Here is a 27,000-nt window from a genome sequence, read left to right on the forward strand (position 1 = left end):
GACAGATTTCCTGACGATGCATGATGACGTTCACACGGCATTCGGCCCTCGCCCATGAAAGGGCCACGAGAAACTGATTTCGCGTATCAGGCGGTGTACCGATATCTGACTAACCTGATCAACGAACCGGTCAGTGACACGCGAGTCCGCCTGCCTTCGTTGCGACAGTTGGCGGAGCGTCTGAGCGTGTCGATCTCGACCATTCAGTACGCTTATTCGCTTCTGGAGAAGGAAGGGCGCGTTTATTCGGTGGCCAAGTCCGGCTATTACGCGTTACCGGTGTCCTCCATCAGCACGCTCAGCAGTGGCAACGACCTGCTTGAAACCGTTTATGTCAACGCCAGACGTCCCGGAATGCTTGTCTTGAGCGCCGATGAACCGGCGTTGTTGCAACCCCTCGACAGTCCGTTGTTACTGCTGGAGCGAGAACTGCTGCGCCAGTATCCGCGTCAGCCGCAACCGACATCGCAACCTTGCGGTGAGCTGGAATTGCGCATTGCCCTGGCAGCGCGCTACACCACCTCGCCGCTGCGTTGCTGGCACGCAGACGATATCTACATAGGCGCTGACCTGCGTGGCGTGCTGGAAATACTGATCGCTGTGTTGAATCTCAAGGACGCCACGGTGTTGGTCGAGTCGCCGTGCGACTGGGCGATTCTGCGGTTGCTCCAGGCTGCGCAGGTGCGAGTGATCGAGCTGGCGGTGCAATCCAGCGGTGGCCTGGACGTCGAATGGCTCAAGGAGCTGCTGGAGACCGAGCCGGTGCGGCTGGTGATGGTTTCATCTGGGCTGAACATGCCGCGGGGCAGCCTGGCACCCCACGACAACCGACAAGTCGTCGCGCAGTTGCTGGAGCGACATGGCAGTTGGGTATTGGAAAACGACTGCTACGGCGAACTCGGATTCGAACCGGACGGTCAGCGGTTTCGCGACTTGCTGGACCCCGATCGGCTGATCGTGTTTTCGACCTTCGAGAAAATCATCGGGCCCGAAGCGCCCTATGGCTATTTGCTGTCGCGGCATTTCAGTGCCGAGCTGCAACGGCACTTTCTACTGCGGTCGTTCCGCTTGTCACCGATTCGCCAGAAAGCCATCGCGCGCTTGTACGGCAACGGACGTGTCGATCAGCATCTTCAGGTATTACGGCGGATGCTCAAGGACCGCAAGGTGCAGATGACGCAGCTGTTGCAGGAACGTCTGAGCGATGCCTTGCACTTCGTTGAACCCCAGGGCGGTGCAACCATCTGGGTCCGTTCGCTGCGCCAGGTCGATGTACGTCGGGTGTTCCAGCGCCTGCTCAAGCATCAAGTGGTGATCGCACCGGGAGAGCTGTTCAGTCTGCAGGGCTTGCACGCGCAACACTTGCGCCTGAGTCACACCTTCGGCGGTGACCACGACCTTGCCGCGGCGTTGGGCCTGTTAGGCGATGCCTTGCGTCTGGAATCGATCGATTGAACCGGGCTCCTTGTTACTCGTGGATCGATCCCATCGCGTTGTGGTCGAACTGCCAGTAAACTGCGTTCCTATTCCTGAACCACTCGACTTCAGAGGTTTTGCATGACACTCAGTCCTTTTGCGGGCAAACCGGCACCGGTAGAACTGTTGGTCGACATCCCGCGACTGGTAACGGCCTATTACACCGGCCAGCCCGATGCCGCCATCTCGACCCAGCGCGTAGCTTTTGGCACGTCCGGACACCGAGGCAGCTCGTTCGACTTGAGTTTCAACGAATGGCACGTCCTGGCGATCAGCCAGGCGATCTGCCTGTACCGCGAAGCCCAGGGCATTGACGGTCCGCTGTTCGTCGGCATCGACACCCACGCGCTGTCCACCCCGGCCGGCGCCAGTGCCCTTGAAGTGCTGGCCGCCAACGGTGTCACGGTGATGATCGCCGAAGGTGACGAATACACCCCGACACCGGCCATTTCCCACGCCATTCTTTGCTACAACCGCGGGCGTACGTCGGGCCTGGCGGACGGCATCGTCATCACGCCGTCGCACAATCCGCCGCAAAGCGGTGGTTATAAATACAACCCCACCAACGGTGGCCCGGCCGATACCCACATCACCAAGTGGATCGAAGCCAAGGCCAACGAACTGCTGAGCAACAAGCTCGCTGGCGTCAAACGCATCAGCTACGAGCAGGCGCTGAAGGCCAGCACGACCCATCGCCACGATTACCTCAATACTTACGTCGCCGACCTGATCAACGTGATCGACTTCGACGCCATCCGTGATGCCAAGCTGCGTCTGGGTGTCGATCCGCTGGGCGGAGCCGGGGTGCGCTACTGGTCGGCGATTGCCGAGCATTACTGTCTGGACCTGGAAGTGGTCAACAAACAGGTCGATCCGACCTTCCGTTTCATGACCGTCGACTGGGATGGTCAGATCCGCATGGACCCATCGTCCACTCACGCCATGCAGGGCCTTATCGGTCTGAAAGAGCGTTTCGACGTAGCATTCGCGTGCGACCCGGACCACGATCGCCATGGCATCGTGACCCCGTCCGGTGGTTTGCTCGCGCCGAACAACTACCTCGCGGTATCGATCGACTACCTGTTCCAGAACCGTCCGCAGTGGCGTGCCGATGCCGCCGTGGGTAAAACCGTGGTCAGCAGCGGCTTGATCGATCGCGTGGCAAAACGTCTGGGTCGTCGCCTGTACGAAGTGCCGGTCGGCTTCAAGTGGTTTGCTGACGGCCTGTTCGACGGCTCTCTGGGCTTTGGCGGCGAAGAAAGTGCCGGTGCTTCGTTCCTGCGCAAGGATGGCAGCGTCTGGTGCACCGACAAGGACGGCTTGATCCCGGCACTGCTGGCGGCAGAAATGACCGCCCGCACTGGTCGCGACCCAAGTCAGGCCTATCGCGCCTTGACCGATGAACTGGGCGAACCGTTCTCGGTGCGCGTCGATGCCAAGGCCAACCCTGAGCAGAAGGCACTGCTGAGCAAATTGTCGCCGGATCAGGTCACCTCGACCCAATTGGCGGGCGAAGCGATCCAGAGCATCCTCAGCCATGCGCCGGGTAACGATCAGGCGATCGGTGGTCTGAAAGTCATGACCGAGAACGGCTGGTTCGCGGCGCGTCCGTCGGGCACCGAAGACATCTACAAGATCTACGCTGAAAGCTTCGTCAGTGACGAACACCTCAAGCAATTGGTGGCAGAAGCGCAAACACTGGTGGACGGCGCGATCTCTGCGAAGTAATCCAGAATGTAAAAAGGGGCGGCCATGACGGTCGCCCCTTTTTTTGTCCCGCTTTTACAAGATCAAGCCAGGTCCACCAGGACGATTTCACTGTCTTCGATGGCGGTCACTCGCAACACTTGCTCATCGGCAACCGCAATACCGTCTCGAGCTTGTGCACGCAAGCCATTGACTTCAATGACGCCAGTAGCGGGAACCAGATAGGCGCGACGGCCATTGTCCAGGCGATACTCGGCGGACTCACCAGCCTTCAGATTCGCGGCCACCAGTCGCGCATCGGCTCGAATCCGCAGGCTTTGATCGTCGCCGGCCTTGCCGCTTGCCAGTGTCACGAAACCTTCGCGCTGACCTTTCGGAAAGGGTTTGGCGCCCCAGGACGGTGCCAAACCGGATTCATTCGGGATGATCCAGATCTGGAAGATCCTGGTCTCGGTCGATTCCAGGTTGTATTCACTGTGGGCGATCCCGGTGCCGGCGCTCATGACCTGAACGTCGCCCGCTTCGGTACGGCCCTTGTTGCCCAGGTTGTCTTCGTGAGTGATTGCGCCTTCACGGACATAAGTGATGATTTCCATGTCCCGGTGCGGGTGTTTCGGGAACCCGGTGCCAGAGGCAATCACGTCGTCGTTCCACACCCGCAGGTTGCCCCAGTTCATGCGTTTTGGGTCATGGTACTCGGCGAACGAAAAGTGGTGATGAGCATCCAACCAGCCATGGTTGGCGCCGCCCAGGGAGTTGAAGGGTCTGAGTTCAAGCATGATCGTCTCCTGAAAAGGTTCGTCATGGGGCAGAGCGCCTGAGAACCGGTGGTTGATGGCGAGCATCATCTATCAAGCATCAATCGATAAAAAGCGTAAAAAATGCCTCAATACAATCGAATAAACTGATATCAATTCGCCTCGAAAGATTCTCACCCAACCTTCACTTCATCGCATAAGCCAATGACCTGTAAGCATTTCACTAGAACTGAATGGCAAATGCAGACACCATAGCCCTCAACAGCCTCACACCCTGGAGTCAGCCCGCGTGCCGCAACACACCCCCGATCTTCCTCCTGAACTTCGTCCCCTGGCCGAGATGCCGCTGCTCAAGCGTCTGGCCGCCCGGTTCTTTGGTCACGGCCTGACGCGTCTGCGCGCACAACACCGGGCATCCTGGCTGCACGGCCAGGCCGACGGCTTTCGCAGCGGGCACAGCGCCGGGGTGGATTACGGCTATAAGGAAGGCAAACTTGAAGGGTTGGAGGAAGGCCGGCAGGTATTGTTGATCCGCGACTCGCGCTCCACCGAACACCGGCCGCCCAACGTTGACGACAATCTGTTCGACGATTGGCGTCTGCCGTTGAGCGCTGAGTTGAAGAAGCGCATGAAGACGGATGTCGCTCGACTGCTGCCACCGCACGCCCAGCCTAGCGCCGCGCAGTGGAAAATGATTTTCAGTGACACGCCCTCGACCTCGGTGATTGCCGGCGCGGGTGCGGGCAAGTCGACCACGTTGGTGTTGCGTATTTTGCTGCTGACCCATTATCTGGGGTTCGAGCTGAGTTCGATGACGGTGGTGACCTTTACCCGTGAGTCGCGCAAAGATTTCATCAATAAACTGATCGAGCTGTTTGCACTCTGGGGCCGGTCGCTCAGTTTCAAAGAGGCGCGTGATCTGGTGCGCACCTTCCATTCGCGAATCCTGCCGATGGTTCGCAGTCTGCCGGGCTTCGAGCGGCTGCAAGCCTTCGAAAACCTCAGTCACCGTGCGCAAAGCGGCGATGAGGAGGTGGACAGCAATCCTTTCGACCTGCGCATCAACGACGCTCAGCGCCAGCAACTCAACGCTTGCTATCACAGCCTGCACATGCGCAATGAGCGCTTTCGCGAATTGATCAAGCCATTGTCCCGTCACGCGCTGCAACTCAAGGAGCTGGAGCGCGACCACCCGGACGTGCAGAAGCGCATCGCCGTGACCGAACTGGCCGCCAAGCGTGATGAAGAGCTCTGCGACGCTATCGAAGATTTGTGGTTTCGCGCGGGTGCCTGGCCAATCAAAGGCATCGAGCCGAGGCGCCAGACGTTCGATATCAATGGCTCGACGTTTCATTGTCATGGCTATATTCCTAGCCTGGACGCTTGGGTGGTGCTGGGCTTCGATCCCCGGGAAAACCCGCAGGTCAGCCGCCCTAATGCCAAATTGAGCGTGCGCGCGGAATGGGCGGTCAAGCGCACCCTGTTTCAAGCTTTCTGTCGTAAACCATTGATATGGCTGGATAGTTATGAGTCATCAAAGCGGGTATTGGCGTCCCTTGGAGGCGATGCCAGTGCCGGGCCGGGCTTCGATTACAAGGTCAAGGGCGAGCTCAGCTCTGCACCGTTACTGGACTGTTTTGTCGCTGCCGCCGGATTTATCGAGAATCTTGGCCTGGATGTACCCAATGCTGTGGGCCAGATGAGTTTTGCCAAGGACGACCCGGACCGGTTTTTCTTCGAGGCCTTGAGCCTGTACTGGCGAGCGCTGGAAGATCATCTGCTCGATCAGAAGCCACCGGTGATGACCTACAACCGGATGTTCGCCTTATTCAGCGAACATTCACCGGAAAACCTGAAGCTGCTGAGCGATGAGCTGCTCAGGCCGATGTCGCACTTGATGATCGACGAATTTCAGGACGTATCGCCACAGATCGTTTCCTGGATTCGCGCGAGCCTCACGGAAATCCGCAGTCGCGGCCCGGCTATGCACGTGGCGCGCGGCGCACAACGTTCGTCGTTGCTCTGTGTCGGCGATGACTGGCAGTCCATCTATGGCTGGCGGGGCAGTTCGCCGACGTATTTCATGGAATTCAACAAGGAGTTCCCTTCGCCGAGCACGACCAAGGTGATGCTCAGCGACAACTATCGCAGTCATCAGCACATCATCGATGCCGCCGAACATATCGTTCGTGCGGCGCCGGCGATCGCAGGCAAGAAGGCCAAGGCCAGTGGTGAGCCGAAGGCGTTGTTGCCGGTTAACGTTCTCGATCGCGACGATCAAGGCATGGCCAAGCGCCTGATGGAGCACTACAGAAAAGGCGATTCAATCTTGATGCTTTATCGAAAAATCAGCGATAAATCATTGATAGAAGAGCATATTCAGTCTGTAGTTAATGTGGATTCTAGCTTGCCGTACGAAGCGCGACGGCTCAAGCAACTGACTTACCACAGTGCCAAGGGACTTCAGGCTGACGCGGTGTTCCTGCTGGGTGATTGTCAGCACCTGACCAGTTCGCCGTACAAGAACCAGGTCTACCGCATGGCGGGTCTGGGCAAGGCTGGCGACAGCGAAGCGTACGACAGCGCACAGAAAGACGAGATCCTGCGACTGGCTTACGTCGGCATCACTCGGGCGGTGAGTCATTGCTATTGGTATGTCGATGGGCAAGACACCCAGGCAGCCAACCTGCCCAAAGCTTCCGATCGGATTGGCAAGGGCAAGGCGTTCTTTGCCGATCACCGACTGGGCAAGACATCGGCGTGAACCTTTGATCCATGCCCCACAAAAAAGCCCACTTAACGTGGGCTTGTTGTTGAGTGTTCAGCCTTCAGGCATAGCTCCTGAGGGCGGCTGGTGGAATGAAAGCTTCAAGCTCGTCTTCCACCGCTTCGATTATTCGTTCTACATCCGCAGCATTCATTACCGTCGCGCAAGGAATGCCGGCGATGGCGATCATGGTCTCGCCACTGGCACGGTCAAATAGACGGGCAATCATGCTGCCCGGCGCATCCATGCTCGCCTCGAAACCCATGGGATGAAAATGCCAGCGCATCAGCTGGCAGGCGTTTGGAAAGGTGACTTTACTGAACCCTTTATTCATATGCAGCCCGCCTCATTCATCGAGCGCTTCCTTTAGCTCATGTTAGGAGGGAAGAGCCTTCAATGGCTCAACCGGTGACTGCCTTTAAAAGTAGCAGCCAAATGTGAAAACAATGTGGATTTTTCAGGCCGTTTAGCGATTGGTTCAGTTTTTTTGATGCAGGTCATGGGAACGGTCGGTGTTCGGCAGTTGGCCAGCACTGGTTGGTCATTGAAGCCGAGACGGAATTTCGGCAAGCTCGGCGTTTTCTCGCCGAGTCCTTTATGCACGCCGATGATGATGGTCCGCTGCAAACCCAAGCCACGGGCGACACGGTGATGCGTTATCACTTGCGGTGGAAACACCGGGACCTGGACGGGGTGATGGCGCTCTATCACCCAGAGATTCAGTACAGCGATTTTTTCCAGAACCGTGTGATGGGGCTGTCCGAATTACGTGAATACGTGCGCAGCAGCATGCCCCGCGATCCCGATGAGGCTCTGGAGCACTCGGACCGTATTCGCCTGGACGGCAACACGGCGTTCATTCAGTACCGCATCACCCTTCGTGGCGGTGAAGGCCTGGTGTCGTTCCGGGCCAGCGAGGCGATTACCGTACGTGACGGACTGATCTGGCGGGTCAACGAGTATGCCTCGCTGGTGCATGAACAGCCCGTCAGCAAAGCCGCCAGCAGCCAACGCCCGGCGGTCAGTCGACTCGGGTTGTCTGCGCGCCAGCTGAGTTTCATGGCTGAAGACTTGCAGCAATATTTTCAGCGCCAACAACCTTATCTTGATCCCGAACTCGACCTGCAACGGGTGGCGAAGGAGTGCGGGTACAGCCGCAATCAGATTTCCTACCTGCTGAATCAGGTGCTTGGCCAGAGCTTCTATCGATACGTCAACCAGGCGCGCCTGCAGCACTTGCTCGCGGCACTGGATAACGCCACGCCGCCACTGCGTATCGACGAACTGGCGTTCGCCGCCGGGTTCAATTCGCTGTCGGCGTTCTATAGCTGCTTCCGTCAGCACACCGGCCAGTCGCCCAAGGCCTACGTAAAACAAATTTCTTTGCGTGCACGCGCGCAAGACAGCCTCTAAGCCCACGCACTAGGATCGACGCCATCGAAGTTTGAGTGGCGGAGTCTTGCATGTCGGCGTGGCGCACTATCAGTTTGTGGATGGATCAACTCGACGAGCCATTGTTGGCGCGTCCGGCGCTGGAACAGGATCTGGACGTCGACGTCGCCATCATTGGCGCGGGATACACCGGGCTCTGGACCGCGTACTACCTCAAGCGTCTGGCGCCCGACCTGAGCATCGCCATCGTTGAAGCGCAAACCGCCGGTTTTGGCGCCTCGGGGCGTAACGGCGGCTGGCTGATGGGCAATGTGCTGGGCGAAGACCGTTTGCTCGCCGACTTGCCGCCCGAACAGCGCAGGGCTTCGTTCGATTTACTGCACGGCATTCCGGATGAAGTCGGTAGGGTCCTCGAACGTGAAGACATCAATTGCGATTACCGCAAAGGCGGGGCGCTGTATTGCGCTGCTCGCTACCCGGAACAGGAAGCCAGCCTTCGGCACTATCTCGACACGCTCTACCGCCAGGGATTGACCGAAAGCGATTACCGCTGGCTCAGCCCCGAGCAGTTGGCGCAACAGATCAGAGTCGCCAAGCCTTATGGCGGTATCTATGCACCGCACGTCGCGACCATTCACCCGGCAAAGTTGGTGCGAGGTCTGGCTCGGACGGTGGAGAAAATGGGCGTCAGGATTTACGAGAACAGCCCGGTCACCCAATGGCAATCGGGTGGTCTGCGCACGGCGAAAGCTTCGGTTCGCAGCCGTTGGATCGTGCCGGCGGTCGAAGGTTATTCGGTCACCTTGCCACCGTTGGGGCGTTATCAGTTGCCGGTGCAAAGCTTGATCGTGGCCACCGAGCCGCTATCCGCTGCCACGTGGGATGAAATCGGCCTGAGTCGCGGCCAGGCCTTCAGCGAAAACAGCCGACAGGTCACTTACGGTCAGCGCACGGCTGACAACCGGTTGGTGTTCGGCGCGCGGGGCGGTTATCAGTTCGCGGCCAAGTTACGCCATGACTTCGACCTGACCACCAGCGAAGTGGAGCTACGACGTTATCTGTTTGGCGAACTCTTCCCGCAGCTCAAGAACGTGCGGATTACCCATGCCTGGGGCGGCAACCTGGGGATGTCCCGGCGTTTCAAGCCACACATGCTGTGCGATCAGGCCAGCGGCATCGCCTTGTCGGGTGGCTATGGCGGGGAGGGCGTCGGTGCCAGCAACCTGGGTGGCCGGACCCTGGCCGACCTGATTCTGCAGCGCGACACCGAGCTGGTTCGCCAGCCGTGGGTCATCCGTGGCGGGCTCGACGCGCTCAGGGCCTGGGAGCCGGAGCCCTGCCGTTGGCTCGGCTACAACGCAATCATCCGCAGCTTCGTCCACGAAGACCAGACCCTGGCCAACCCGGCCACCGCACCCTGGCGTCGCAAACTGGCCAGCGGCATTGCCGGCTTCATGGAAGGTTTCATGCAGTAAACGGCGCGCTCGTCATCTATAGGCTCAATCGACAGGTACTCCCATGAGCATCACGCAATTCAAGAACACCGCAACCCTGAAGCTGGAAGAGTCGAATCCGGTCGCCGTACCGCTGGGCATGCCCGTGGCAGTGGCCTCGATCACCAGTGTCGAGCGCGACGATGGCGTCGAAACCGGTGTCTGGGAATGCACGCCCGGCCGCTGGCGGCGACAGATCGTCGCCCAGGAGTTCTGTCACTTCATCCAGGGGCGCTGCACGTTTACCCCGGATGACGGTGAAACCCTGCACATAGAAGCCGGCGATGCACTGATGTTGCCAGCCAACAGCCTCGGCATCTGGGATATCCAGGAAACCGTGCGCAAGACCTATGTTTTGATTTTTTGATCCTCTGATTGCCTGCCAACAACAATAAACCCATCAGGAATCGACTCATGATCCGAAAGACACTGACTCTGGCTCCACTTGCGCTCTTCGCGACCCTTGGCCACGCGGCCGAGACCGTCAAGATCTACAACTGGTCGGAATACATCGCCCCGGACACCACCAAAAACTTCCAGAAAGAAACCGGCATCGCGTTCAGTTACGACGTCTTCGACAGCAATGAAACCCTCGACGGCAAATTGATGACCGGCAAATCCGGTTACGACGTGGTGTTTCCGTCCAACCACTTCATGGCGCGACAAATTCAAGGCGTGGCACTGAAGAAACTCGACAAGAGCCAACTGCCGAACTGGAAAAACCTCAACCCGGCGTTGCTCAAGGCCTTGCAAACCAACGATCCGGGCAACGAACACGGTTTCCCGTACCTCTGGGGCAGCACCGGCATCGGTTACAACATCGCCAAGGTCAAGGCCGTGTTGGGCGATAACGCGCCAGTGGACTCCTGGGACCTGATTTTCAAACCCGAAAACATGCAAAAGCTGCAGAAGTGCGGCGTGGCCATCCTCGACAACGGCCCCGAACTGTTGCCGGCGGCCCTGAACTACCTGGGCCTGCCGCATCACAGCAAGAACCCGGAAGACTACAAAAAGGCTGAAGCGCTGCTGATGAAAGTCCGCCCGTATGTCAGCTATTTCCACTCGTCCAAGTACACCAGCGACTTGGCTAACGGCGACATCTGCGTGGCCGTCGGCTTCTCCGGTGACATTCTGCAAGCCGAAAATCGCGCGAAAGATGCCAAGAACGGCGTCGACATCGGTTATTCGATTCCCAAGGAAGGTGCCGCGATCTGGTTCGACATGGTTGCCATGCCGGTAGACGCCCCGGACGAAAAGGCCGGCTACGCCTTCATGAACTACCTGCTGCGCCCGGACGTCATGGCCAGCATCAGCAATTACGTGCACTACGCCAACGGTAACGAACAGGCCGACAGCCTGATCGACCCGGCGATCAAGAATGACACCAAGGTCTACCCAAGCCCGGAAATGATGGGGAAATTGTTTGCGCTGGAGGCGATGCCGCTGAACATCGACCGGGTCCGTACGCGGGTGTGGAACAAGATTCGTACCGGGAGTTAAGGGTTCATATCTTGTAGTCATTGTGTGCTCATCGGGTTGACTGACACACTGTAGATTCCAGGCCTCCTTTCGATGAATCAGGAGGCAATGGAATGCCTGTTTGTACAAATGCGGGTCAGCTACGCGTTGGTCGCTTTTCTGAGTCAGGGCGCATTTATTTGCTAACGGTTGTCGTTGATCAGCGACAGCCGTTTTTTGCTGACTGGCAATTGGGTAGGTTGGTCGTACGAGAGTTGCGTCAAGCGCAGGAGGAGGGCTGGGGCGACTTTCTGACGTGGGTTGTGATGCCGGATCACATGCACTGTTTGGTGCAACTGCACGAGAGAACGTTGGCGGAGCTGATGTGCCGAATCAAATCCCGGAGTAGCTTGGCGGTCAATCAGGCGTTAGGGCGGCGAGGGCGGCTGTGGCAGAAGGGTTACCACGATCGTGCGGCTCGGCGGGAGGAGGATGTGAAGGCGCTTGCCCGGTATGTCGTGGCTAATCCGATCCGAGCGGGACTGGTGACGCGGGTTCATGATTACCCACTTTGGGATGCGTGTTGGTTGTGATGATTTGGCGACTGCTGCGCAGTCGAACGCAGCCTTCGGCAGCTGCTACAGGTTTCGCGTACGCCGCGATCTTTGTAGCAGCTGGCGTAGCCTGCGTTCGGCTGCGAAGCAGTCGTAAAAATCCAAAACACAACAAATCTCCAACTGATATCAATGCGCTGGAACTCATATTAATAACTCACTAAAAGTGAGACACCATCGACAAAAAAGAAACTTACCTCTATTTAATAATTAAATAACCAATTGTCAGACAATTTGCGCAAACCGCCATCTAACAAACAATATTTCGACAGCGCAGGCATTGTTTCCGGGTACTTGCAGGAACAACTCAATTTGACGTCAAAAAAGTAGTAGACGTTTGATTTCAAATTGTGTCAGTTTTCTTTCGCCTTCATTGGGCGAGTGATAGGACGATCTCGCCAGAGATTGTCGCTGTCTGACAAAAAACTGTTCCATAGCTAAACAAGGAAGTGTGTTTATGTCGAAAGTAAAAGGCAACGCTATTGATACCGCCGAACAGGCGTTCCAGCCACTGCAAGCATTGGCTGCATCCAGTTCTGCGTTCAACCAGATCAATAGCTTCAGCCATCAATACGATCGGGGCGGTAACCTCACGGTCAATGGCAAACCCTCCTTCTCCGTCGACCAGGCAGCTACTCAGTTGCTGCGCAATGGCGCTGCCTACCAGGACAAGGATGGCAGCGGCAAAATCGAACTCACCTACACGTTCCTGACCTCGGCGTCGTCGAACACCATGAACAAGCACGGGATCACCGGGTTCAGCCAGTTCAGCACTCAGCAGAAAGGCCAGGCCGTACTTGCCATGCAATCCTGGGCCGATGTGGCCAATGTCACTTTCACCGAGAAGACCACGGGCGGCGACGGTCACATGACCTTTGGCAACTACAGCGGCGGCCAGGATGGCGCGGCGGCCTTCGCCTATCTGCCGGGCACCGGCGCTGGTTATGACGGTACTTCGTGGTATCTGACGGGCAGTGGCTATAACGTAAACAAGACACCGGACCTGAACAATTACGGCCGGCAAACCCTGACCCACGAAATCGGCCACAGCCTGGGCCTGGCCCACCCTGGTGACTACAACGCTGGCGAGGGCGCGCCGACCTACAACGACGCTTCCTACGGGCAAGACACCCGCGGTTACAGCGTCATGAGCTACTGGAGTGAAAGCAATACCAGCCAGGACTTCAGCAAGGGCGGCGTCGAAGCCTATTCGTCCGGTCCGCTGATGGACGATATCGCGGCCATCCAAAAGCTCTACGGCGCCAACACCACCACCCGTACCGGTGACACCACTTATGGCTTCAACTCCAACGCCGGGCGCGACTTCCTGAGCGCGACTTCGTCGTCGGACAAGGTTGTGTTTTCGGTATGGGATGCGGGCGGCAAGGACACCCTGGACTTCTCCGGTTTTACCCAGAACCAGAAGATCAACCTCAATGAAGCCTCGTTCTCCGACGTTGGCGGCCTGGTGGGTAACGTTTCCATCGCCAAGGGCGTCACCGTCGAGAACGCTATCGGCGGTTCGGGCAGCGACCTGCTGATTGGCAACAGCGTGTCCAACGAACTGAAGGGCGGTGCCGGCAACGACATTCTCTACGGCGCGGGCGGTGCGGACAAATTGTGGGGCGGCTCAGGTTCGGACACTTTCGTGTTCGCCGCCAGCAGCGATTCCAAACCCGGTGCAATCGACCAGATCCTCGATTTTGTCAGTGGCCTGGACAAGATCGATCTGACCGGCATCACCAACGGCGCGGGCCTGCATTTCGTGAACTCGTTCACCGGTGCGGCAGGCGATGCGGTGCTAACCACATCGGGTGGCAACAGCCTGTTGTCGGTGGACTTCTCCGGGCATGGCGTGGCTGATTTCCTGGTCAGCACCGTGGGCCAGGCGGCTTACTCCGACATCGCTGCGTAATGTGAGGTGAAAAGGGGGGCGGCGCAGACGCGCCGCTCTCTGCACCTTGATCGGAGTAAAGCGCCTTATGATCGATAACGGCTTTACCTACAGAACAACCGCGTGGCTGTTGGCGACGCTCATGATGTTTTTTGGAGATTTGGCCATGGCAAGCAGCCTGAAATTAGCAGACCCCTCGGAACTGGCCGGCAAATGGCAAGCCACCTTGAACACCGAGCAAGATGCCCCTGAGTCCCAAGCGTTGCAGGACAAGCCGTCGAACGTTTGCATTATCGACTTTCAACAAAAGCAAACCTTGGGTGATGGCGCCGAGTGTCTCAGCGCCTGGCTGGACGAGCCGGCCGTTGGCTGGTTCCCGGAACCCGACGGCATTTCGATTACCGGCAAAGAAGGTTCAAGAATTGTGTTCTTCAGCCGACAGCATGAGGGGGTTTACAAAAGCACTTTGAAGTCAGGTCTGATCATTACGCTCCAGCGCACTGTGCCGTAGCGAAAAATACCAGGCCTCAATCAGATGCCGAATATAAAGCCCGTAATGGTAGTTATAAGCAGAACATGAGTAACCGGACTCTTTGCCGAGCCTGGATAGTTGTTATTAATGTGTAAGCGATAACGGGTAAAGAATGTCTCGACCCGTGTGCGGACAGTTAATTGGAACCTCGCCAGAAATGCGAGAGATATCATCTCAGGAAAAACCAATGAAGATGGCGAAGGCCCCAGCCACCGCACCGTTAATCAAGGCATTGGGCGACTATAAAAGCATTCTGATCAGCGTCGGTTGTTTTACCGCATTGATCAACATACTGATGTTGGTACCCTCTATTTATATGCTCCAGGTCTACGACCGGGTGCTGTCATCGCAAAACGAAACCACCTTGGCCATGTTGTCGTTGATGGTGGTCGGGTTCTTTGCCTTCATTGGCTTGCTGGAGATTGTCCGCAGCTTCGTTGTCATCCGCATCGGCAGCCAACTGGAGCGGCGCTTCAATTTACGGGTCTATCAGGCGGCGTTCGAGCGCAACCTGTTCAAGGGCGAGGGTAACGCCGGGCAAGCCTTGGGGGACCTGACGCAAATTCGCCAATTCGTTACCGGTCCTGCGCTGTTTGCCTTCTTCGATGCGCCGTGGTTTCCGGTTTATCTGTTTGTGATCTACCTGTTCAATGTCTGGCTCGGCGTGTTTGCGACCGTGGGTGCGGTGGTGCTGATTGGCCTTGCTTGCCTCAACGAGACAATGACCAAAAAGCCCTTGGGCGAAGCCGCAGGGTTTTCCCAGAAATCCAGCCAACTGGCGACCAGTCACCTGCACAACGCCGAAACGATTCAGGCCATGGGCATGCTCGGGGTGTTACGTAAACGCTGGTTCCAGGTGCACTCGCGTTTTCTCGGTCTGCAGAATCAGGCCAGCGACACCGGTGCCGTCATCAGTTCCCTGAGCAAAACCCTGCGCCTGTGCCTGCAATCGCTGGTGCTGGGCCTTGGCGCCTTGCTGGTGATCAAGGGTGATATGACGGCCGGGATGATGATCGCCGGTTCCATTCTGATGGGCCGCGTCCTGAGCCCCATCGATCAGTTGATCGCCGTGTGGAAGCAGTGGAGCGGCGCCAAGCTCGCTTACCGTCGTCTTGATTCGTTGCTGCAAGCCTTTCCACCGAGTGACGAGGCCATGGCGCTGCCGGCGCCGAAGGGTCAGATCACCTTCGAACAGGTCAGCGCCGCGCCGCCGGGGCAACGGGCCGCCACGCTGCATTTGGTCAGTTTCAGCCTCGGTGCCGGGGAAGTACTGGGCGTGCTCGGAGCATCCGGTTCCGGCAAATCGACATTGGTTCGGGTGCTCGTTGGCGTCTGGCCGACGCTGGGCGGTACGGTGCGGCTCGACGGTGCGGACATTCATCGCTGGAACCGCGACGATCTCGGTCCCTACATCGGTTATCTGCCACAGGACATCGAATTGTTCAGCGGCAGCATCGCTGAAAACATCGCCCGGTTCAGCGAGGCGGACCCGCAAAAAGTCGTTGAAGCCGCGCAACAGGCCGGTGTTCATGAACTGATTCTGCGCATGCCGCAAGGCTACGACACCGTGCTCGGCGAGGACGGTAGCGGTTTGTCCGGGGGCCAGAAGCAGCGCGTTGCCCTGGCGCGCGCGCTGTATGGCAACCCGCGCCTGGTGGTGCTGGATGAACCCAATTCCAACCTCGACACCGTGGGCGAAGCCGCATTGGCCAGCGCGATTGCGCAAATGAAAGCCCAAGGCACCAGCGTGATTCTGGTCACCCACCGTTCCTCGGCGCTGGCCCATGCTGACAAGCTGCTGGTGCTCAACGAAGGACGCTTGCAAGCCTTCGGTGCAAGCCAGGACGTGCTTAAGGCACTCGCAGGCAATCAGGAACAGCAACGGGAAAAAGCCGCGCAAGCACCGGATGGACTCAGCATGAGCCGTCAGTATCAGCCCTCGACAAGGAATTCGGGTGTATGAGCAACATCAGCGAAGCCACCATGGAACACGACTACATCGCAGAACGCCCTGAGCGCGACGCGCGTTTCTTCGTCCGCATGGGCTGGATTCTGGCGATCGTCGGCGCCGGCAGTTTCTTCACCTGGGCCAGTCTCGCGCCTCTTGACCAAGGCATTCCCGTGCAAGGCACGGTCGTGGTGTCGGGCAAGCGCAAGGCCGTGCAATCGATGAGCAATGGCGTGGTCAGCCAGATTCTGGTGCGCGAGGGCCAAGTGGTGAAGCAGGGCCAGCCATTGTTCCAGCTCGACCAGACGCAAGTCGCCGCCGACGTGCAATCGCTGCAAGCGCAATACCGCATGGCCTGGGCCAGTCTGGCGCGGTGGCAGAGTGAACGGGACAACCTCAAGCAGGTGAGTTTCCCCGCTGAACTGAGCAACAATCCTGACCCGCGTCTGGCCTTGGTGCTGGAAGGTCAACGGCAGTTGTTCAGTAGCCGCCGTGAAGCGTTTTCCCGCGAACAGGCTGCCTTGCGCGCCAGCATCGAAGGCGCCAGCGCGCAACTGGCGGGCATGCGCCGCGCCCGCACGGACCTGACTGCTCAGGCCAGTTCTCTGCAACAACAACTGAGCAACCTTCAGCCCCTGGCGGATAACGGCTACATCCCGCGCAATCGTTTGATGGAGTACCAGCGTCAGCTGTCGCAAGTGCAGCAACAATTGGCAGAAAACAGCGGCGACAGCGGCCGTGTGGAGCAGGGCATCCTCGAATCGCGGCTGAAACTGCAACAGCACATCGAGGAATACCAGAAAGAAGTCCGCACCCAACTGGCCGATGCGCAATTGAAAAGCGTGACGCTGGAAGAGCAGCTGACTTCCGCCGGGTTCGATCTGCAACACAGCGAGATCATTGCCACGGCCGATGGCATTGCGGTCAACCTTGGGGTTCACACCGTGGGCGCGGTGGTGCGTCAGGGCGAAACCTTGCTGGAGATCGTGCCTCAGGGGACGAGTCTGGAAGTGGAAGGGCACCTGCCGGTCAACCTGGTCGACAAGGTCGGCACGCACTTGCCGGTGGACATTCTGTTCACGGCGTTCAACCAGAGCCGCACGCCGCGCGTGCCCGGCGAAGTCAGCCTGATCTCCGCCGATCAGATGATCGACGAGAAAACCGGTGCGCCGTATTACGTACTGCGCAGCAGCGTCAGCGATCAGGCCATGGAAAAACTCAACGGTCTGGTGATCAAGCCCGGCATGCCGGCGGAAATGTTCGTGCGCACCGGTGAACGTTCACTCCTCAACTATTTGTTCAAGCCGCTGCTCGACCGGGCAGGCTCCGCGTTGACTGAGGAATAAGGATGTTCCGCTGTATGAATAAGCTTTCCATACTCGCCGCGACCCTGGCATTGCTGACCTGCAACAGTGTGTTGGCCATGGGGCCGTTCGAGGTCTACGAACAAGCATTACGCAATGATCCGGTGTTTCTCGGCGCCATCAAGGAACGCGATGCCGGCCTTGAGAACCGCGCCATCGGCCGCGCCGGGCTGTTGCCCAAGATCGGTTACAACTACAACAAGGGGCGCAACACCTCAAAAGTGACCTACCTGAACGATCGCGGTCGTAGCCAGAGCGATGACCGCAACTACAGCAGTTACGGCTCGACCCTGACCCTGCAACAACCGCTGCTCGACTACGAGGCTTACGCGTCGTACCGCAAAGGCGTGGCGCAATCGCTGTTTGCCGACGAAGCCTTTCGCGGCAAGAGCCAGGAGTTGCTGGTTCGGGTGCTGGAGAATTACACCAAGGCGCTGTTCGCTCAGGATCAGATCGACATCGCGCAAGCGAAGAAAAAGGCTTTCGAGCAACAGTTCCAGCAGAACGAGCACATGTTCCGACAGGGCGAGGGCACGCGCACCGACATCCTTGAGGCCGAGTCCCGCTATGAACTGGCCACCGCCGAGGAAATCGAAGCCCGTGATGAGCAGGACGCGTCGTTGCGAGAGCTGGGGGCGCTGATTGGCGTGCCGGCGATCGACATCAACGACCTCGCGCCGCTGGATCAGAGTTTCCAGACGTTCACTCTGCTGCCGGCCAATTACGACACCTGGCACGAGATGGCCGTGGCCAATAACCCGAACCTGGCTTCGCAGCGCCATGCCGTGGAAGTCGCGCGTTATGAAGTCGAACGCAACCGCGCCGGGCACCTGCCCAAAGTCAGCGCCTACGCCTCGGTGCGCCAGAACGAGTCGGAAAGCGGCAACACCTACAACCAGCGTTACGACACCAACACCATCGGGATTGAAGTCAATGTGCCGCTGTATGCCGGCGGCGGGGTTTCCGCATCGACCCGTCAGGCCAGCCGCACCATGGAGCAGGCCGAGTACGAACTGGACGGCAAGACCCGGGAAACCCTGATCCAGTTGCGTCGTCAGTTCAGCGCCTGCCTGTCGGGCGTGAACAAGTTGCGGGCTTATCAGAAGGCCCTGACGTCTGCCGAAGCGCTGGTGGTTTCGACCAAGCAAAGCATTTTGGGCGGTGAACGGGTCAACCTCGATGCGCTGAACGCCGAACAACAGCTCTACACCACCCGCCGCGACCTGGCTCAGGCGCGCTACGACTACTTGATGGCCTGGACCAAGTTGCATTACTACGCCGGGACCTTAAGCGAACAGGATCTCGCCAAGGTTGACGAGGCGTTCGGCCAAGGCCCAAAAACCCAATAGATGCCCCCCACAAAAACAAAAAAACGAGAAGTGAACATGGACGTACAGATCAAGTCGCCTGGGGCAGTTCTGATTTAACGCAAAGGAAGCAAACCTATGGGACTGTTTGATTACAAAAGTGCTGATGGCAAGGCGTTGTATAGCGACGCCATTGCCCTGACGCTGTATGCGTACACGCCGACGGGTCAGCCACTGCCGGCGACTGGTTGGGCGCCGATTGGCGCCACGCAGCTGGGTTATCAAGGCAAGGTCGGCGCACAAGGCACCTTCTATGGCGAGAAGGACGGCTTCACCAGCGCCGAAGCCGAAGTACTCGGCAAATACGACGCGGCGGGCAAGCTGATCGGTATCGGCATTGCCTTCCGAGGCACTGGTGGCCTGGGTTACAGCGACACCTTCGGCGACATGAAAAACAACCTGCTGGCCGCCATCGGCCCGGTGGATTACGCGACGAACTACGCGAAAAACGCCTTCGACAGTTTGCTCAAGGACGTCGCCGCGTTTGCGCTCGGCCATGGCCTGAGCGCCAGGGATGTGCTGGTCAGCGGCCATAGCCTGGGCGGGCTGGGGGTCAACAGCCTCGCCGAACTGAGCGGCGACAACTGGGGCGGTTTCTTCAAGGAGGCCAACTACGTTGCCTTCGCCTCGCCGACCCAGAGCGCCACCGGCAACAACGTGCTGAACATCGGCTACGAAAACGATCCAGTGTTTCGGGCACTCGACGGCACCACGTTCAGCAGCGGCTCCCTGGGCAAACACGATGGACATCAGGATTCGGCGACCAACAACATCGTCAACTTCAATGACCAGTACGCGTCCACCGCGCAGAACCTGGTGCCGTTCAGCATCCTCAACCCGCTGAACTGGTCGGCCCACGGCTCGCTGGGTTACGCCGACGGGTTGAACCGGGTGATCGACTCGCGCTTCTACGACCTCACCGACAAGGACTCGACGCTGATCGTGTCCAACCTGGCGGAAGCGTCCCGGGGCAAGACCTGGGTCGAGGACCTCGGTCGCAGCGGCGAACCTCACACCGGCAGCACATTCATCATCGGCACCGACAGCAACGACCTGCTCAAGGGCGGTGCCGGCATTGACTTCATCGAAGGCCGCGACGGCAATGACCGGTTCCGCGATGACGGTGGCTACAACCTCCTTCTGGGCGGCAAGGGCAACAACACCTTTGAATTGCAGAAGCCGTTGCAGAACTTCAGCTTTGCCAACGACGGCGACGGCACGCTGTACGTGCGTGATGCCTATGGCGGCATCAGCATGACCCGCGACATCGGCGCGCTGGTCAGTCAGGAGTCGGGCTCATGGTGGGGGAGCAAGGAGGTGGCTTACAGCGTCACCGCCAACGGTTTGCTCAACGGCAGCGAACTGACCCACTACAACCACTCGCTCAACGGTGACGCCTACGGCAACACACTGGCGGCCACTGTCGACGGCGACTGGTTGTTCGGCAATGCCGGCGACGACCTGCTGCGCAGCGACAAAAGCCACGTGACCTTCGTCGGTGGCACGGGCAATGACGTGATGCAGGCCTCGGGTGGCAACAACACATTCCTGTTCAGCGGCGCCTTCGGTTTCGACGTGATCAATGGCTACCAGGGCGGCGACAAACTGCTGTTCCTGGGCGTTCAGGGCGCGGGGCAGGGCTATGACTACACACAACACGCTTCGCAGTCGGGTCACGACACGGTGCTGAAGATTGGCGATTTTGCCGTGACCCTGGTGGGGGTGGGACTGGATAACCTGTCGGCTACAGGCATTACGTTTGCCTAAAGGCTGCATGCACTAAATGCTCCGGGGCGCCTCGTGATCGAGGCGTCCTGGTTGTGAGCTATCTCTGACAATTCCAACAAAAAGAGAGGCAATACCAATGGGTGTGTACGACTACAAAAACTTCGGTACAGCCGATTCCAAAGCGTTATTTACCGACGCGATGGCGATCACGCTGTATTCCTATCACAACCTCGACAACGGCTTTGCCACCGGCTATCAGCACAACGGCTTCGGCCTTGGCTTGCCGGCGACACTGGTGACCGCGCTGATCGGCGGCACCGACTCCCAGGGCGTCATTCCCGGAATCCCATGGAACCCCGATTCGGAAAAAGCCGCACTGGACGCGGTGCAGAAAGCCGGCTGGACGCCGATCACCGCCACGCAACTGGGCTATGACGGCAAGGTCGACGCACGGGGAACGTTCTTCGGCGAGAAGGCCGGTTACACCAGCGCTCAGGTGGAAATCCTCGGCAAGTACGACGCTCAGGGTCATCTCAGCGAAATCGGTATCGCCTTTCGCGGCACCAGCGGCCCACGAGAAAGCCAGATCAGCGACTCCATCGGCGATGTGATCAATGATCTGCTGGCAGCGCTAGGGCCTAAGGATTACGCCAGTAACTACGTCGGCGAAGCGTTCGGCGACCTGCTTGGCGACGTGGCGGCCTTTGCCCGGGCCAATGGCCTGTCGGGCAAGGACGTGCTGGTCAGCGGTCACAGCCTGGGCGGGTTGGCGGTCAATAGCCTGGCGGATTTGAGCAACGACAAGTGGGCCGGGTTCTACCAGGATTCCAACTACATTGCCTACGCCTCGCCGACCCAAAGCAGCACCGACAAAGTGCTGAACGTCGGTTACGAAAACGACCCGGTGTACCGCGCCCTCGACGGTTCATCCTTTAACCTGTCGTCGGTGGGCGTGCACGATGCCGCCAAGGTCTCGGCGACCGATAACATCGTCAGCTTCAACGACCACTACGCCTCGACCGCGTGGAATGTGCTGCCGTTTTCCATCCTCAACATCCCGACCTGGATCTCGCACTTGCCTACCGCCTATGGCGACGGCATGAACCGGGTGATCGAGTCGAAGTTCTATGACCTCACCAGCAAAGACTCGACGATCATCGTTGCCAATCTGTCGGACCCGGCGCGCGCCAACACTTGGGTTCAGGATCTGAATCGCAACGCTGAAACCCACAAGGGCAGCACCTTCATCATCGGCAGCGACGGCAATGACCTGATCCAGGGTGGCCAGGGCAACGACTATCTGGAAGGCCGCGATGGTAACGACACCTTCCGCGACGGTGGTGGTTACAACATCCTGTTGGGCGGCAAGGGCAACAACGTGCTGGATGTGCAGCAGTCGGTGAAAAACTTCGACTTCGCCAATGACGGCGCCGGCAACCTGTACATCCGCGACGCCAATGGCGGCATCAGCATGACCCGCGACATCGGTAGCATTGTGACCAAGGAGCCGGGGTTTCTGTGGGGGCTGTTCAAGGATGACGTGATCCACAGCGTCACGGCCGATGGCCTTAAGGCGGGCAACAACCTGACCCAGTACGCGTCAACGGTAAAGGGCGGCGCCGGTGCCGATACGCTCACGGCTCACGCCGGTGGCGATTGGTTGTTGGGGCTGGACGGCAACGACCATTTGCTCGGCGGCAAGGGCAACGATGTGTTTGTCGGCGGGGCCGGGAATGACTTGATGGAGTCGGGAGGCGGGGTCGATACGTTCCTGTTTAGCGGCGCGTTTGGTCAGGACCGGGTGGTTGGCTACCAGGCCAGCGACAAACTGGTGTTTCTCGGGGTTCAGGGGGTGACGCCGAACGATGACTATCGGGCGCATGCCACGGCGGTGGGGCACGACACGGTGCTGACGTTTGGGGGGGATTCGGTGACGTTGGTCGGGGTTGGGCTGGATAGCTTGTCCAGCTCAGGAATTGTTATCGCCTGAGGGTGATGCGCCGTCTGTGAGGGACTCTTCGCGAGCAAGCCCGCTCCCACATTAGACCGAGTTCCAATGTGGGAGCGGGCTTGCTCGCGAAGAACGATGACGCGGTATTCAGTCTTCCTGCCGAATCGTGCTCACTTCATCGGCCTTGACCTTCACTTTCGCCCCGGAAATATCTTCGAACTCGAAGAAGCCGTCCTTGGTTTTGGTTTTCGGCATGTCCTTGGTCAAATACTGGGTGCCGTTCTGCAGTGTCACAACCGTTGGTGTCGAGCAACCGGCCAGGGCCAGAAAGGCCGCTACCGCCAGGGGCAAGCCCAGAGTCTTGATATTCATAACCACCTCTCATCCTTCAAAAAAACAGTGCGACTGCCACGAACGAAATCAATCGTCACTGTACCTCTATCGCGGTTGGTGCGATGGATCGGCAGAAAGTTCATAGCCAGTCGAAAAATTACCGATTAACGCCGCCGCTTATCCTTTTCCATTTGCCCGGGCAGGGCGCAGCTGGTATCTGTACGCATAACCAGTACTCGCTCACCATGGCCTTTTTTCCTGTGACTGCAAACCCTCTCGACGACCCGTTCTATTACTTGAACAACTTCATGCAAGTGCTTGATTGGCTTGAGCTTCGCTATGCCGATGTATTGAGTGTCGAAGAGCAACACTTCATCCGCGAGTTCAAGCGGTTGCCCCGTGAGTCCAGGGCGCTGCTGGTCAGGATGGTGATGCGCAGGGGGAATCACTTCCGGGCGAGCAAGCTGCATTACCTCGAAATCGGCGACATCGCCATCGCCGCTGGCCCACTGCTGGCGCTGGGCTGGGTCGATGAGCAATCGTCGCTGTCGATCGAGGCGCTGTTCGAGGTGCTGCTCAAGGCGGAAATTCTCCAGTGTTTTGGCGCCACCATCGATCGACCCAAGGGAAAAAAGACCGATTGGCTGCCCGCCCTGAGCGAACAGTTTCCTCAGGCTCACAGCTTCGGCCAGTGGTGCCCGTCGCTGGATGACCGATTGTTCAGCCTGACCATCATGGGCCTGTGTGACCGGCTGCGCTTGATGTTTTTCGGCAATCTTTACCAGGACTGGTCCGAGTTCGTGCTGGCTGACCTGGGCATCTTTGCCTATGAAAAAGTCGAGTTCTGCGCCGACTCCCGAGGCCTGCGCAGCCGTGATGATGTGGACGCCTGCCTCTTCCTTTATGAGTGTCAGCAGCATTTCGAGGCCGGCGAAGCCGTGGACGGCATTGTCGAGCAGATCAAAGGGCTGGCGCTGAGCAATCCCTGGCTGCAACGACGTCGCGGCAAACTGTTGTTCCAGATCGGTCAGCACTGCGAGCGCCTGGCGGATTTTTCTACCGCACTGGCGATCTACCGCGAGTGTGCGTATCCCGGCGCGCGGCTGCGGTTGATTCGCGTATTGGAGCGCTGCGGTGAATATCAGCTGGCCATGGACCTGGCCGTCGCGGTGGAGCAATCGCCGGAAAGTGCCGCCGAACAGCAACAATTGTTGCGTGTGCTGCCCAGGCTGCGGCGCAAGTTGGGCGGGCCGGTGATAAAGCGCTCGTCCCCACGGGAAATGCTGCGCCTGGACCTGCAACTGCCCAGAACCGATCCGGCGTTGTCGGTGGAATATTACGTTCAGGCGCATTTGGCGGAAGAATCGGCACCGGTGCATTTCGTCGAAAACAGCCTGATCAACTCGCTGTTCGGTCTGCTGTGCTGGCCGGCGATTTTCGCGCCGTTGCCGGGGGCGTTTTTCCACCCGTTCCAGCGTGGGCCGGTGGATCTGCTCAATGAGGACTTTCACGCACGCCGCGCGGAGCTGTTCCAGGGTTGCCTGGCTGAACTCGATGACGGGCATTACCGCCAGACGATTCGTGAACGCTATGCCAGCAAGTGGGGCGTGCAGTCGCCCTTCGTGTTCTGGGGTGTGCTGAGCGAAGAATTGCTCGATCAGGCACTCGATTGCCTGCCGGCCGAACACCTCAAGCACTGGTTCAATCGACTGCTGTCGGACATCAAGGCCAATCGCGCCGGCATGCCGGACCTGATCCAGTTTTGGCCGCAGGACAAAACCTACCGGATGATCGAAGTCAAAGGCCCCGGTGATCGCCTGCAAGACAATCAATTGCGCTGGCTCGAGTTCTGCCATGAGCACCAGATGCCGATTGCCGTCTGCTACGTGCAATGGGCGGAGCAGGGCGCTTGAGTTACAGCATCGCGGTGCGGGCGCTGTGTGAATTCACCGCCAAGGTCGGTGACCTCGACCTGCGTTTTACGCCTTCGCCGACAGCGCTGGAAGGGATTGTCGGGCACCGTACGGTGGCGTCCCGGCGCAGCGAGGGCTACCAGAGTGAAGTCGCGCTTGAAGGTTTGTATCAGACGTTGAAGGTAAAGGGCCGGGCCGACGGCTACGACCCCGCGCAAAACTGCCTGGAAGAAGTCAAAACCTATCGCGGCGACTTGAGCAAACAACCGGCCAACCACCGTCAGCTGCACTGGGCGCAGGCGAAGATTTACGGCTGGTTGATGTGCCAGAAACTGGAGCTGGCGCAGATCAATCTGGCCCTGGTGTACTTCGACATCGTCAGCGAAAAGGAAACCTGCCTGGTCGAGGCTTTCAGCGCCGCGCAACTGGGGCTGTTCTTCGAACAACATTGCGCCTTGTTCCTGCATTGGGCCGAACAGGAAATGGCTCATCGCGAAGGGCGTAATCGGGCGGCGCAACAACTGGCGTTTCCCCATGCCGACTTTCGACCCGGGCAACGCCATCTGGCGGAATCGGTGTTCAAGGCCGTCAGCACCGGTCGTTGCTTGATGGCGCAGGCGCCCACGGGGATCGGCAAGACGGTCGGCACGCTGTTCCCGATGCTCAAGGCCCTGGCGCCGCAGCAACTGGACAAGGTGTTCTTCCTCACGGCGAAAACCCCGGGGCGCAAACTGGCGCTGGACGCCGCGCAAGTGATCCTCGACAGCGCTGACGCGCCACCCTTGCGGGTGCTCGAAATGATCGCCCGGGACAAGGCCTGCGAACACCCGGACAAAGCCTGTCACGGCGAATCCTGCCCCCTGGCCCAGGGGTTTTATGATCGCTTGCCCGCCGCTCGCCAGGCGGCCAGCAAATTGTCCCTGCTGAACCAGAACGCTTTGCGCGAAGTCGCCCTGCAACACGACGTCTGTCCCTACTACCTGAGCCAGGAAATGGCCCGCTGGGCAGACGTGGTGGTCGCCGATTACAACTACTATTTCGATATCAGCGCGCTGCTGTTCGGGCTGACCCAGGCCAATAACTGGAACGTCGCGGTGCTGGTGGACGAAGCACACAACCTGGTGGAGCGCGGCCGGCAGATGTACAGCGCCAGCCTCGACCAATCGACCCTCAACGGCGTACGAAAAACCGCGCCCGAGGCGTTGAAAAAATCCTTGCAACGGGTCAACCGTGAGTGGAATACCCTGCATAACCTGCAACTCGGTGCCTATCAGGCCTATGATAAGGCGCCGGAAAAACTGCTCCAGGCGTTGTCATCGTGCTGCGCGAGCATCGGCGATTACCTGAACGATCACCCGCAAGGCCTGGACGGAGCGTTACAGAACTTCTATTTCGACATGCTGCAATTTTGCCGGGTGGCCGAGCTCTTTGATGAACAGTTCCTGTTCGACATCAGCAAACGCGACCTCGAACGCCAACGCAACCTGTCGCAGCTGTGCCTGCGCAACGTGGTGCCCGCCGGCTTCATCCGCCCACGCTTGACGGCTGCACGCAGCACCGTGCTGTTTTCCGCGACCCTGAGCCCTCGCCATTACTATGCCGATCTGCTCGGCACGCCGGAGAACACGGTGTGGATAGACGTTGAATCGCCATTTCACGCCGATCAGCTGCAAGTGCACATCGTCAGCCAGATCTCTACGCGGTTCGCCCATCGCCAGTCATCCCTTGCTCCAATCGTCGAGTTGATCGCCCGGCAGTTCAGCCAACGTCCCGGCAACTATCTGGCGTTTTTCAGCAGCTTCGATTATTTGCAGCAAGTGGCGCAGTTGCTGGCCGAGAAACATCCACACATCAATCTGTGGTCGCAGTCTCGAGGCATGGGGGAAGGGCAGCGTCAGGACTTCCTCGATCAGTTCACCGCCGAAAGTCAGGGCGTCGGGTTTGCGGTGTTGGGCGGGGCTTTTGGCGAAGGCATCGACTTGCCGGGCGCGCGACTGATTGGAGCGTTTATCGCCACCCTCGGACTGGCGCAACTCAACCCGATCAACGAGCAGTTGAAACAGCGCATGGCAGCGATTTTCGGCGCCGGTTATGACTACACTTACCTGTTTCCCGGTGTGCAGAAAGTGGTGCAGGCGGCGGGGAGGGTGATCCGCACCCAGCAGGACCAAGGGGTGGTGATGTTGATCGATGACCGGTTTGGCGATAGCAAGGTCAAGCAGCTACTGCCGCGCTGGTGGTCGATTGCGCCAGCCTCTTTTGCAACTCAGCGAACGTATGACCACCCGGTCATCTGAGGCATATG

The 27,000-nt window shown here is 58.8% G+C and carries 20 protein-coding genes; 17 read left to right on the top strand and 3 right to left on the bottom strand.

The annotated features are described in order from the left end of the window. Nucleotides 1-54: 54 nt before the first annotated feature. Nucleotides 55-1,455, top strand: a complete 1,401-nt coding sequence (locus ACSQ87_RS16105) for a PLP-dependent aminotransferase family protein (RefSeq protein ID WP_223431051.1) — start codon at nucleotides 55-57, stop codon at nucleotides 1,453-1,455. 102 nt (nucleotides 1,456-1,557) lie between these two features. Beyond that, nucleotides 1,558-3,204, top strand: a complete 1,647-nt coding sequence (pgm, locus tag ACSQ87_RS16110; RefSeq protein WP_223431050.1) for a phosphoglucomutase (alpha-D-glucose-1,6-bisphosphate-dependent) — start codon at nucleotides 1,558-1,560, stop codon at nucleotides 3,202-3,204. A gap of 62 nt (nucleotides 3,205-3,266) precedes the next feature. On the opposite strand, the gene ACSQ87_RS16115 is transcribed toward pgm, so the two are convergent. Continuing rightward, entirely contained in the window at nucleotides 3,267-3,962 is a 696-nt protein-coding gene (locus tag ACSQ87_RS16115; protein ID WP_223431049.1) for a pirin family protein, read from the bottom strand. Between the two features lie 268 nt (nucleotides 3,963-4,230). Between ACSQ87_RS16115 and ACSQ87_RS16120 the strand changes: the two genes are divergently transcribed. Then, complete coding sequence (locus ACSQ87_RS16120; RefSeq protein ID WP_436273801.1) at nucleotides 4,231-6,705, top strand: UvrD-helicase domain-containing protein; 2,475 nt, start codon at nucleotides 4,231-4,233, stop codon at nucleotides 6,703-6,705. Between the two features lie 64 nt (nucleotides 6,706-6,769). On the opposite strand, the gene ACSQ87_RS16125 is transcribed toward ACSQ87_RS16120, so the two are convergent. Next, entirely contained in the window at nucleotides 6,770-7,042 is a 273-nt protein-coding gene (locus ACSQ87_RS16125) for a DUF1652 domain-containing protein (protein ID WP_008156356.1), read from the bottom strand. A 263-nt stretch (nucleotides 7,043-7,305) separates the two neighbouring features. On the opposite strand from ACSQ87_RS16125, the gene ACSQ87_RS16130 reads away from it, so the two are divergent. The 12 genes from ACSQ87_RS16130 (at nucleotide 7,306) to ACSQ87_RS16185 (ending at nucleotide 22,488) form a co-directional block, all read left to right on the top strand. Continuing rightward, the gene (locus ACSQ87_RS16130) at nucleotides 7,306-8,121 is read left to right on the top strand and encodes a helix-turn-helix transcriptional regulator (protein ID WP_140682769.1); all 816 of its coding nucleotides are present in this window, start codon (nucleotides 7,306-7,308) and stop codon (nucleotides 8,119-8,121) included. Nucleotides 8,122-8,171: 50 nt separating this feature from the next. Then, entirely contained in the window at nucleotides 8,172-9,575 is a 1,404-nt protein-coding gene (locus ACSQ87_RS16135; protein WP_223431047.1) for an NAD(P)/FAD-dependent oxidoreductase, read from the top strand. Nucleotides 9,576-9,618: 43 nt separating this feature from the next. Further along, the gene (locus ACSQ87_RS16140) at nucleotides 9,619-9,960 is read left to right on the top strand and encodes a cupin domain-containing protein (protein ID WP_223431046.1); all 342 of its coding nucleotides are present in this window, start codon (nucleotides 9,619-9,621) and stop codon (nucleotides 9,958-9,960) included. Between the two features lie 47 nt (nucleotides 9,961-10,007). Further along, nucleotides 10,008-11,093, top strand: coding sequence for a polyamine ABC transporter substrate-binding protein (locus tag ACSQ87_RS16145; protein WP_223431045.1), 1,086 nt, complete (start codon nucleotides 10,008-10,010; stop codon nucleotides 11,091-11,093). A gap of 92 nt (nucleotides 11,094-11,185) precedes the next feature. Further along, the gene (locus ACSQ87_RS16150) at nucleotides 11,186-11,644 is read left to right on the top strand and encodes an REP-associated tyrosine transposase (RefSeq protein ID WP_223431044.1); all 459 of its coding nucleotides are present in this window, start codon (nucleotides 11,186-11,188) and stop codon (nucleotides 11,642-11,644) included. Between the two features lie 478 nt (nucleotides 11,645-12,122). Continuing rightward, nucleotides 12,123-13,580 carry a serralysin family metalloprotease gene (locus tag ACSQ87_RS16155; protein ID WP_223431043.1) on the top strand — a complete coding sequence of 486 codons (1,458 nt, stop codon included), beginning with the start codon at nucleotides 12,123-12,125 and terminating at the stop codon, nucleotides 13,578-13,580. Between the two features lie 67 nt (nucleotides 13,581-13,647). Further along, a complete protein-coding gene (locus ACSQ87_RS16160) occupies nucleotides 13,648-14,070 on the top strand; it encodes an AprI/Inh family metalloprotease inhibitor (protein ID WP_223431042.1) in 423 nt (140 codons plus the stop codon). 208 nt (nucleotides 14,071-14,278) lie between these two features. Continuing rightward, nucleotides 14,279-16,054, top strand: coding sequence for a type I secretion system permease/ATPase (locus ACSQ87_RS16165; protein ID WP_223431041.1), 1,776 nt, complete (start codon nucleotides 14,279-14,281; stop codon nucleotides 16,052-16,054). Next, nucleotides 16,051-17,385, top strand: coding sequence for an HlyD family type I secretion periplasmic adaptor subunit (locus tag ACSQ87_RS16170; RefSeq protein WP_150656009.1), 1,335 nt, complete (start codon nucleotides 16,051-16,053; stop codon nucleotides 17,383-17,385). The genes ACSQ87_RS16165 and ACSQ87_RS16170 overlap by 4 nt, the downstream gene beginning before the upstream one ends. A 2-nt stretch (nucleotides 17,386-17,387) precedes the next feature. Next, the gene (locus ACSQ87_RS16175; protein WP_223431039.1) at nucleotides 17,388-18,752 is read left to right on the top strand and encodes a TolC family outer membrane protein; all 1,365 of its coding nucleotides are present in this window, start codon (nucleotides 17,388-17,390) and stop codon (nucleotides 18,750-18,752) included. 96 nt (nucleotides 18,753-18,848) lie between these two features. Continuing rightward, a complete protein-coding gene (locus tag ACSQ87_RS16180) occupies nucleotides 18,849-20,537 on the top strand; it encodes a polyurethane esterase (RefSeq protein ID WP_223431037.1) in 1,689 nt (562 codons plus the stop codon). 97 nt (nucleotides 20,538-20,634) lie between these two features. Then, entirely contained in the window at nucleotides 20,635-22,488 is a 1,854-nt protein-coding gene (locus ACSQ87_RS16185) for a polyurethane esterase (protein WP_223431035.1), read from the top strand. A 108-nt stretch (nucleotides 22,489-22,596) separates the two neighbouring features. On the opposite strand, the gene ACSQ87_RS16190 is transcribed toward ACSQ87_RS16185, so the two are convergent. Then, nucleotides 22,597-22,821: a YgdI/YgdR family lipoprotein gene (locus tag ACSQ87_RS16190; RefSeq protein ID WP_059407112.1), complete on the bottom strand. Its 225-nt coding sequence runs from the start codon at nucleotides 22,819-22,821 to the stop codon at nucleotides 22,597-22,599. 206 nt (nucleotides 22,822-23,027) lie between these two features. On the opposite strand from ACSQ87_RS16190, the gene ACSQ87_RS16195 reads away from it, so the two are divergent. Together ACSQ87_RS16195 and ACSQ87_RS16200 are read left to right on the top strand one after the other, a co-directional pair. Next, entirely contained in the window at nucleotides 23,028-24,695 is a 1,668-nt protein-coding gene (locus ACSQ87_RS16195) for a VRR-NUC domain-containing protein (RefSeq protein ID WP_436273802.1), read from the top strand. After that, nucleotides 24,692-26,992 (top strand): ATP-dependent DNA helicase, encoded by a 2,301-nt coding sequence (locus ACSQ87_RS16200; protein WP_223431031.1) that lies wholly within the window; start codon nucleotides 24,692-24,694, stop codon nucleotides 26,990-26,992. Before ACSQ87_RS16195 ends, ACSQ87_RS16200 begins: the two co-directional genes overlap by 4 nt. The last annotated feature ends 8 nt before the right edge of the window (nucleotides 26,993-27,000 follow it).

The organism is Pseudomonas sp. LjRoot277 (assembly GCF_964253845.1).
Classification (GTDB): Bacteria; Pseudomonadota; Gammaproteobacteria; order Pseudomonadales; family Pseudomonadaceae; genus Aquipseudomonas.

Bases quoted from the DNA above. Each gene is read 5' to 3' on its own strand.
- ACSQ87_RS16105 (WP_223431051.1), top strand. From the start codon at position 55: ATGAAAGGGCCACGAGAAACTGATTTCGCGTATCAGGCGGTGTACCGA.
- pgm (WP_223431050.1), top strand. From the start codon at position 1,558: ATGACACTCAGTCCTTTTGCGGGCAAACCGGCACCGGTAGAACTGTTG.
- ACSQ87_RS16115 (WP_223431049.1), bottom strand. From the start codon at position 3,962: ATGCTTGAACTCAGACCCTTCAACTCCCTGGGCGGCGCCAACCATGGC.
- ACSQ87_RS16125 (WP_008156356.1), bottom strand. From the start codon at position 7,042: ATGAATAAAGGGTTCAGTAAAGTCACCTTTCCAAACGCCTGCCAGCTG.
- ACSQ87_RS16130 (WP_140682769.1), top strand. From the start codon at position 7,306: ATGCACGCCGATGATGATGGTCCGCTGCAAACCCAAGCCACGGGCGAC.
- ACSQ87_RS16135 (WP_223431047.1), top strand. From the start codon at position 8,172: ATGTCGGCGTGGCGCACTATCAGTTTGTGGATGGATCAACTCGACGAG.
- ACSQ87_RS16140 (WP_223431046.1), top strand. From the start codon at position 9,619: ATGAGCATCACGCAATTCAAGAACACCGCAACCCTGAAGCTGGAAGAG.
- ACSQ87_RS16145 (WP_223431045.1), top strand. From the start codon at position 10,008: ATGATCCGAAAGACACTGACTCTGGCTCCACTTGCGCTCTTCGCGACC.
- ACSQ87_RS16150 (WP_223431044.1), top strand. From the start codon at position 11,186: ATGCCTGTTTGTACAAATGCGGGTCAGCTACGCGTTGGTCGCTTTTCT.
- ACSQ87_RS16155 (WP_223431043.1), top strand. From the start codon at position 12,123: ATGTCGAAAGTAAAAGGCAACGCTATTGATACCGCCGAACAGGCGTTC.
- ACSQ87_RS16160 (WP_223431042.1), top strand. From the start codon at position 13,648: ATGATCGATAACGGCTTTACCTACAGAACAACCGCGTGGCTGTTGGCG.
- ACSQ87_RS16165 (WP_223431041.1), top strand. From the start codon at position 14,279: ATGAAGATGGCGAAGGCCCCAGCCACCGCACCGTTAATCAAGGCATTG.
- ACSQ87_RS16170 (WP_150656009.1), top strand. From the start codon at position 16,051: ATGAGCAACATCAGCGAAGCCACCATGGAACACGACTACATCGCAGAA.
- ACSQ87_RS16175 (WP_223431039.1), top strand. From the start codon at position 17,388: ATGTTCCGCTGTATGAATAAGCTTTCCATACTCGCCGCGACCCTGGCA.
- ACSQ87_RS16180 (WP_223431037.1), top strand. From the start codon at position 18,849: ATGGGACTGTTTGATTACAAAAGTGCTGATGGCAAGGCGTTGTATAGC.
- ACSQ87_RS16185 (WP_223431035.1), top strand. From the start codon at position 20,635: ATGGGTGTGTACGACTACAAAAACTTCGGTACAGCCGATTCCAAAGCG.
- ACSQ87_RS16190 (WP_059407112.1), bottom strand. From the start codon at position 22,821: ATGAATATCAAGACTCTGGGCTTGCCCCTGGCGGTAGCGGCCTTTCTG.
- ACSQ87_RS16195 (WP_436273802.1), top strand. From the start codon at position 23,028: ATGGCCTTTTTTCCTGTGACTGCAAACCCTCTCGACGACCCGTTCTAT.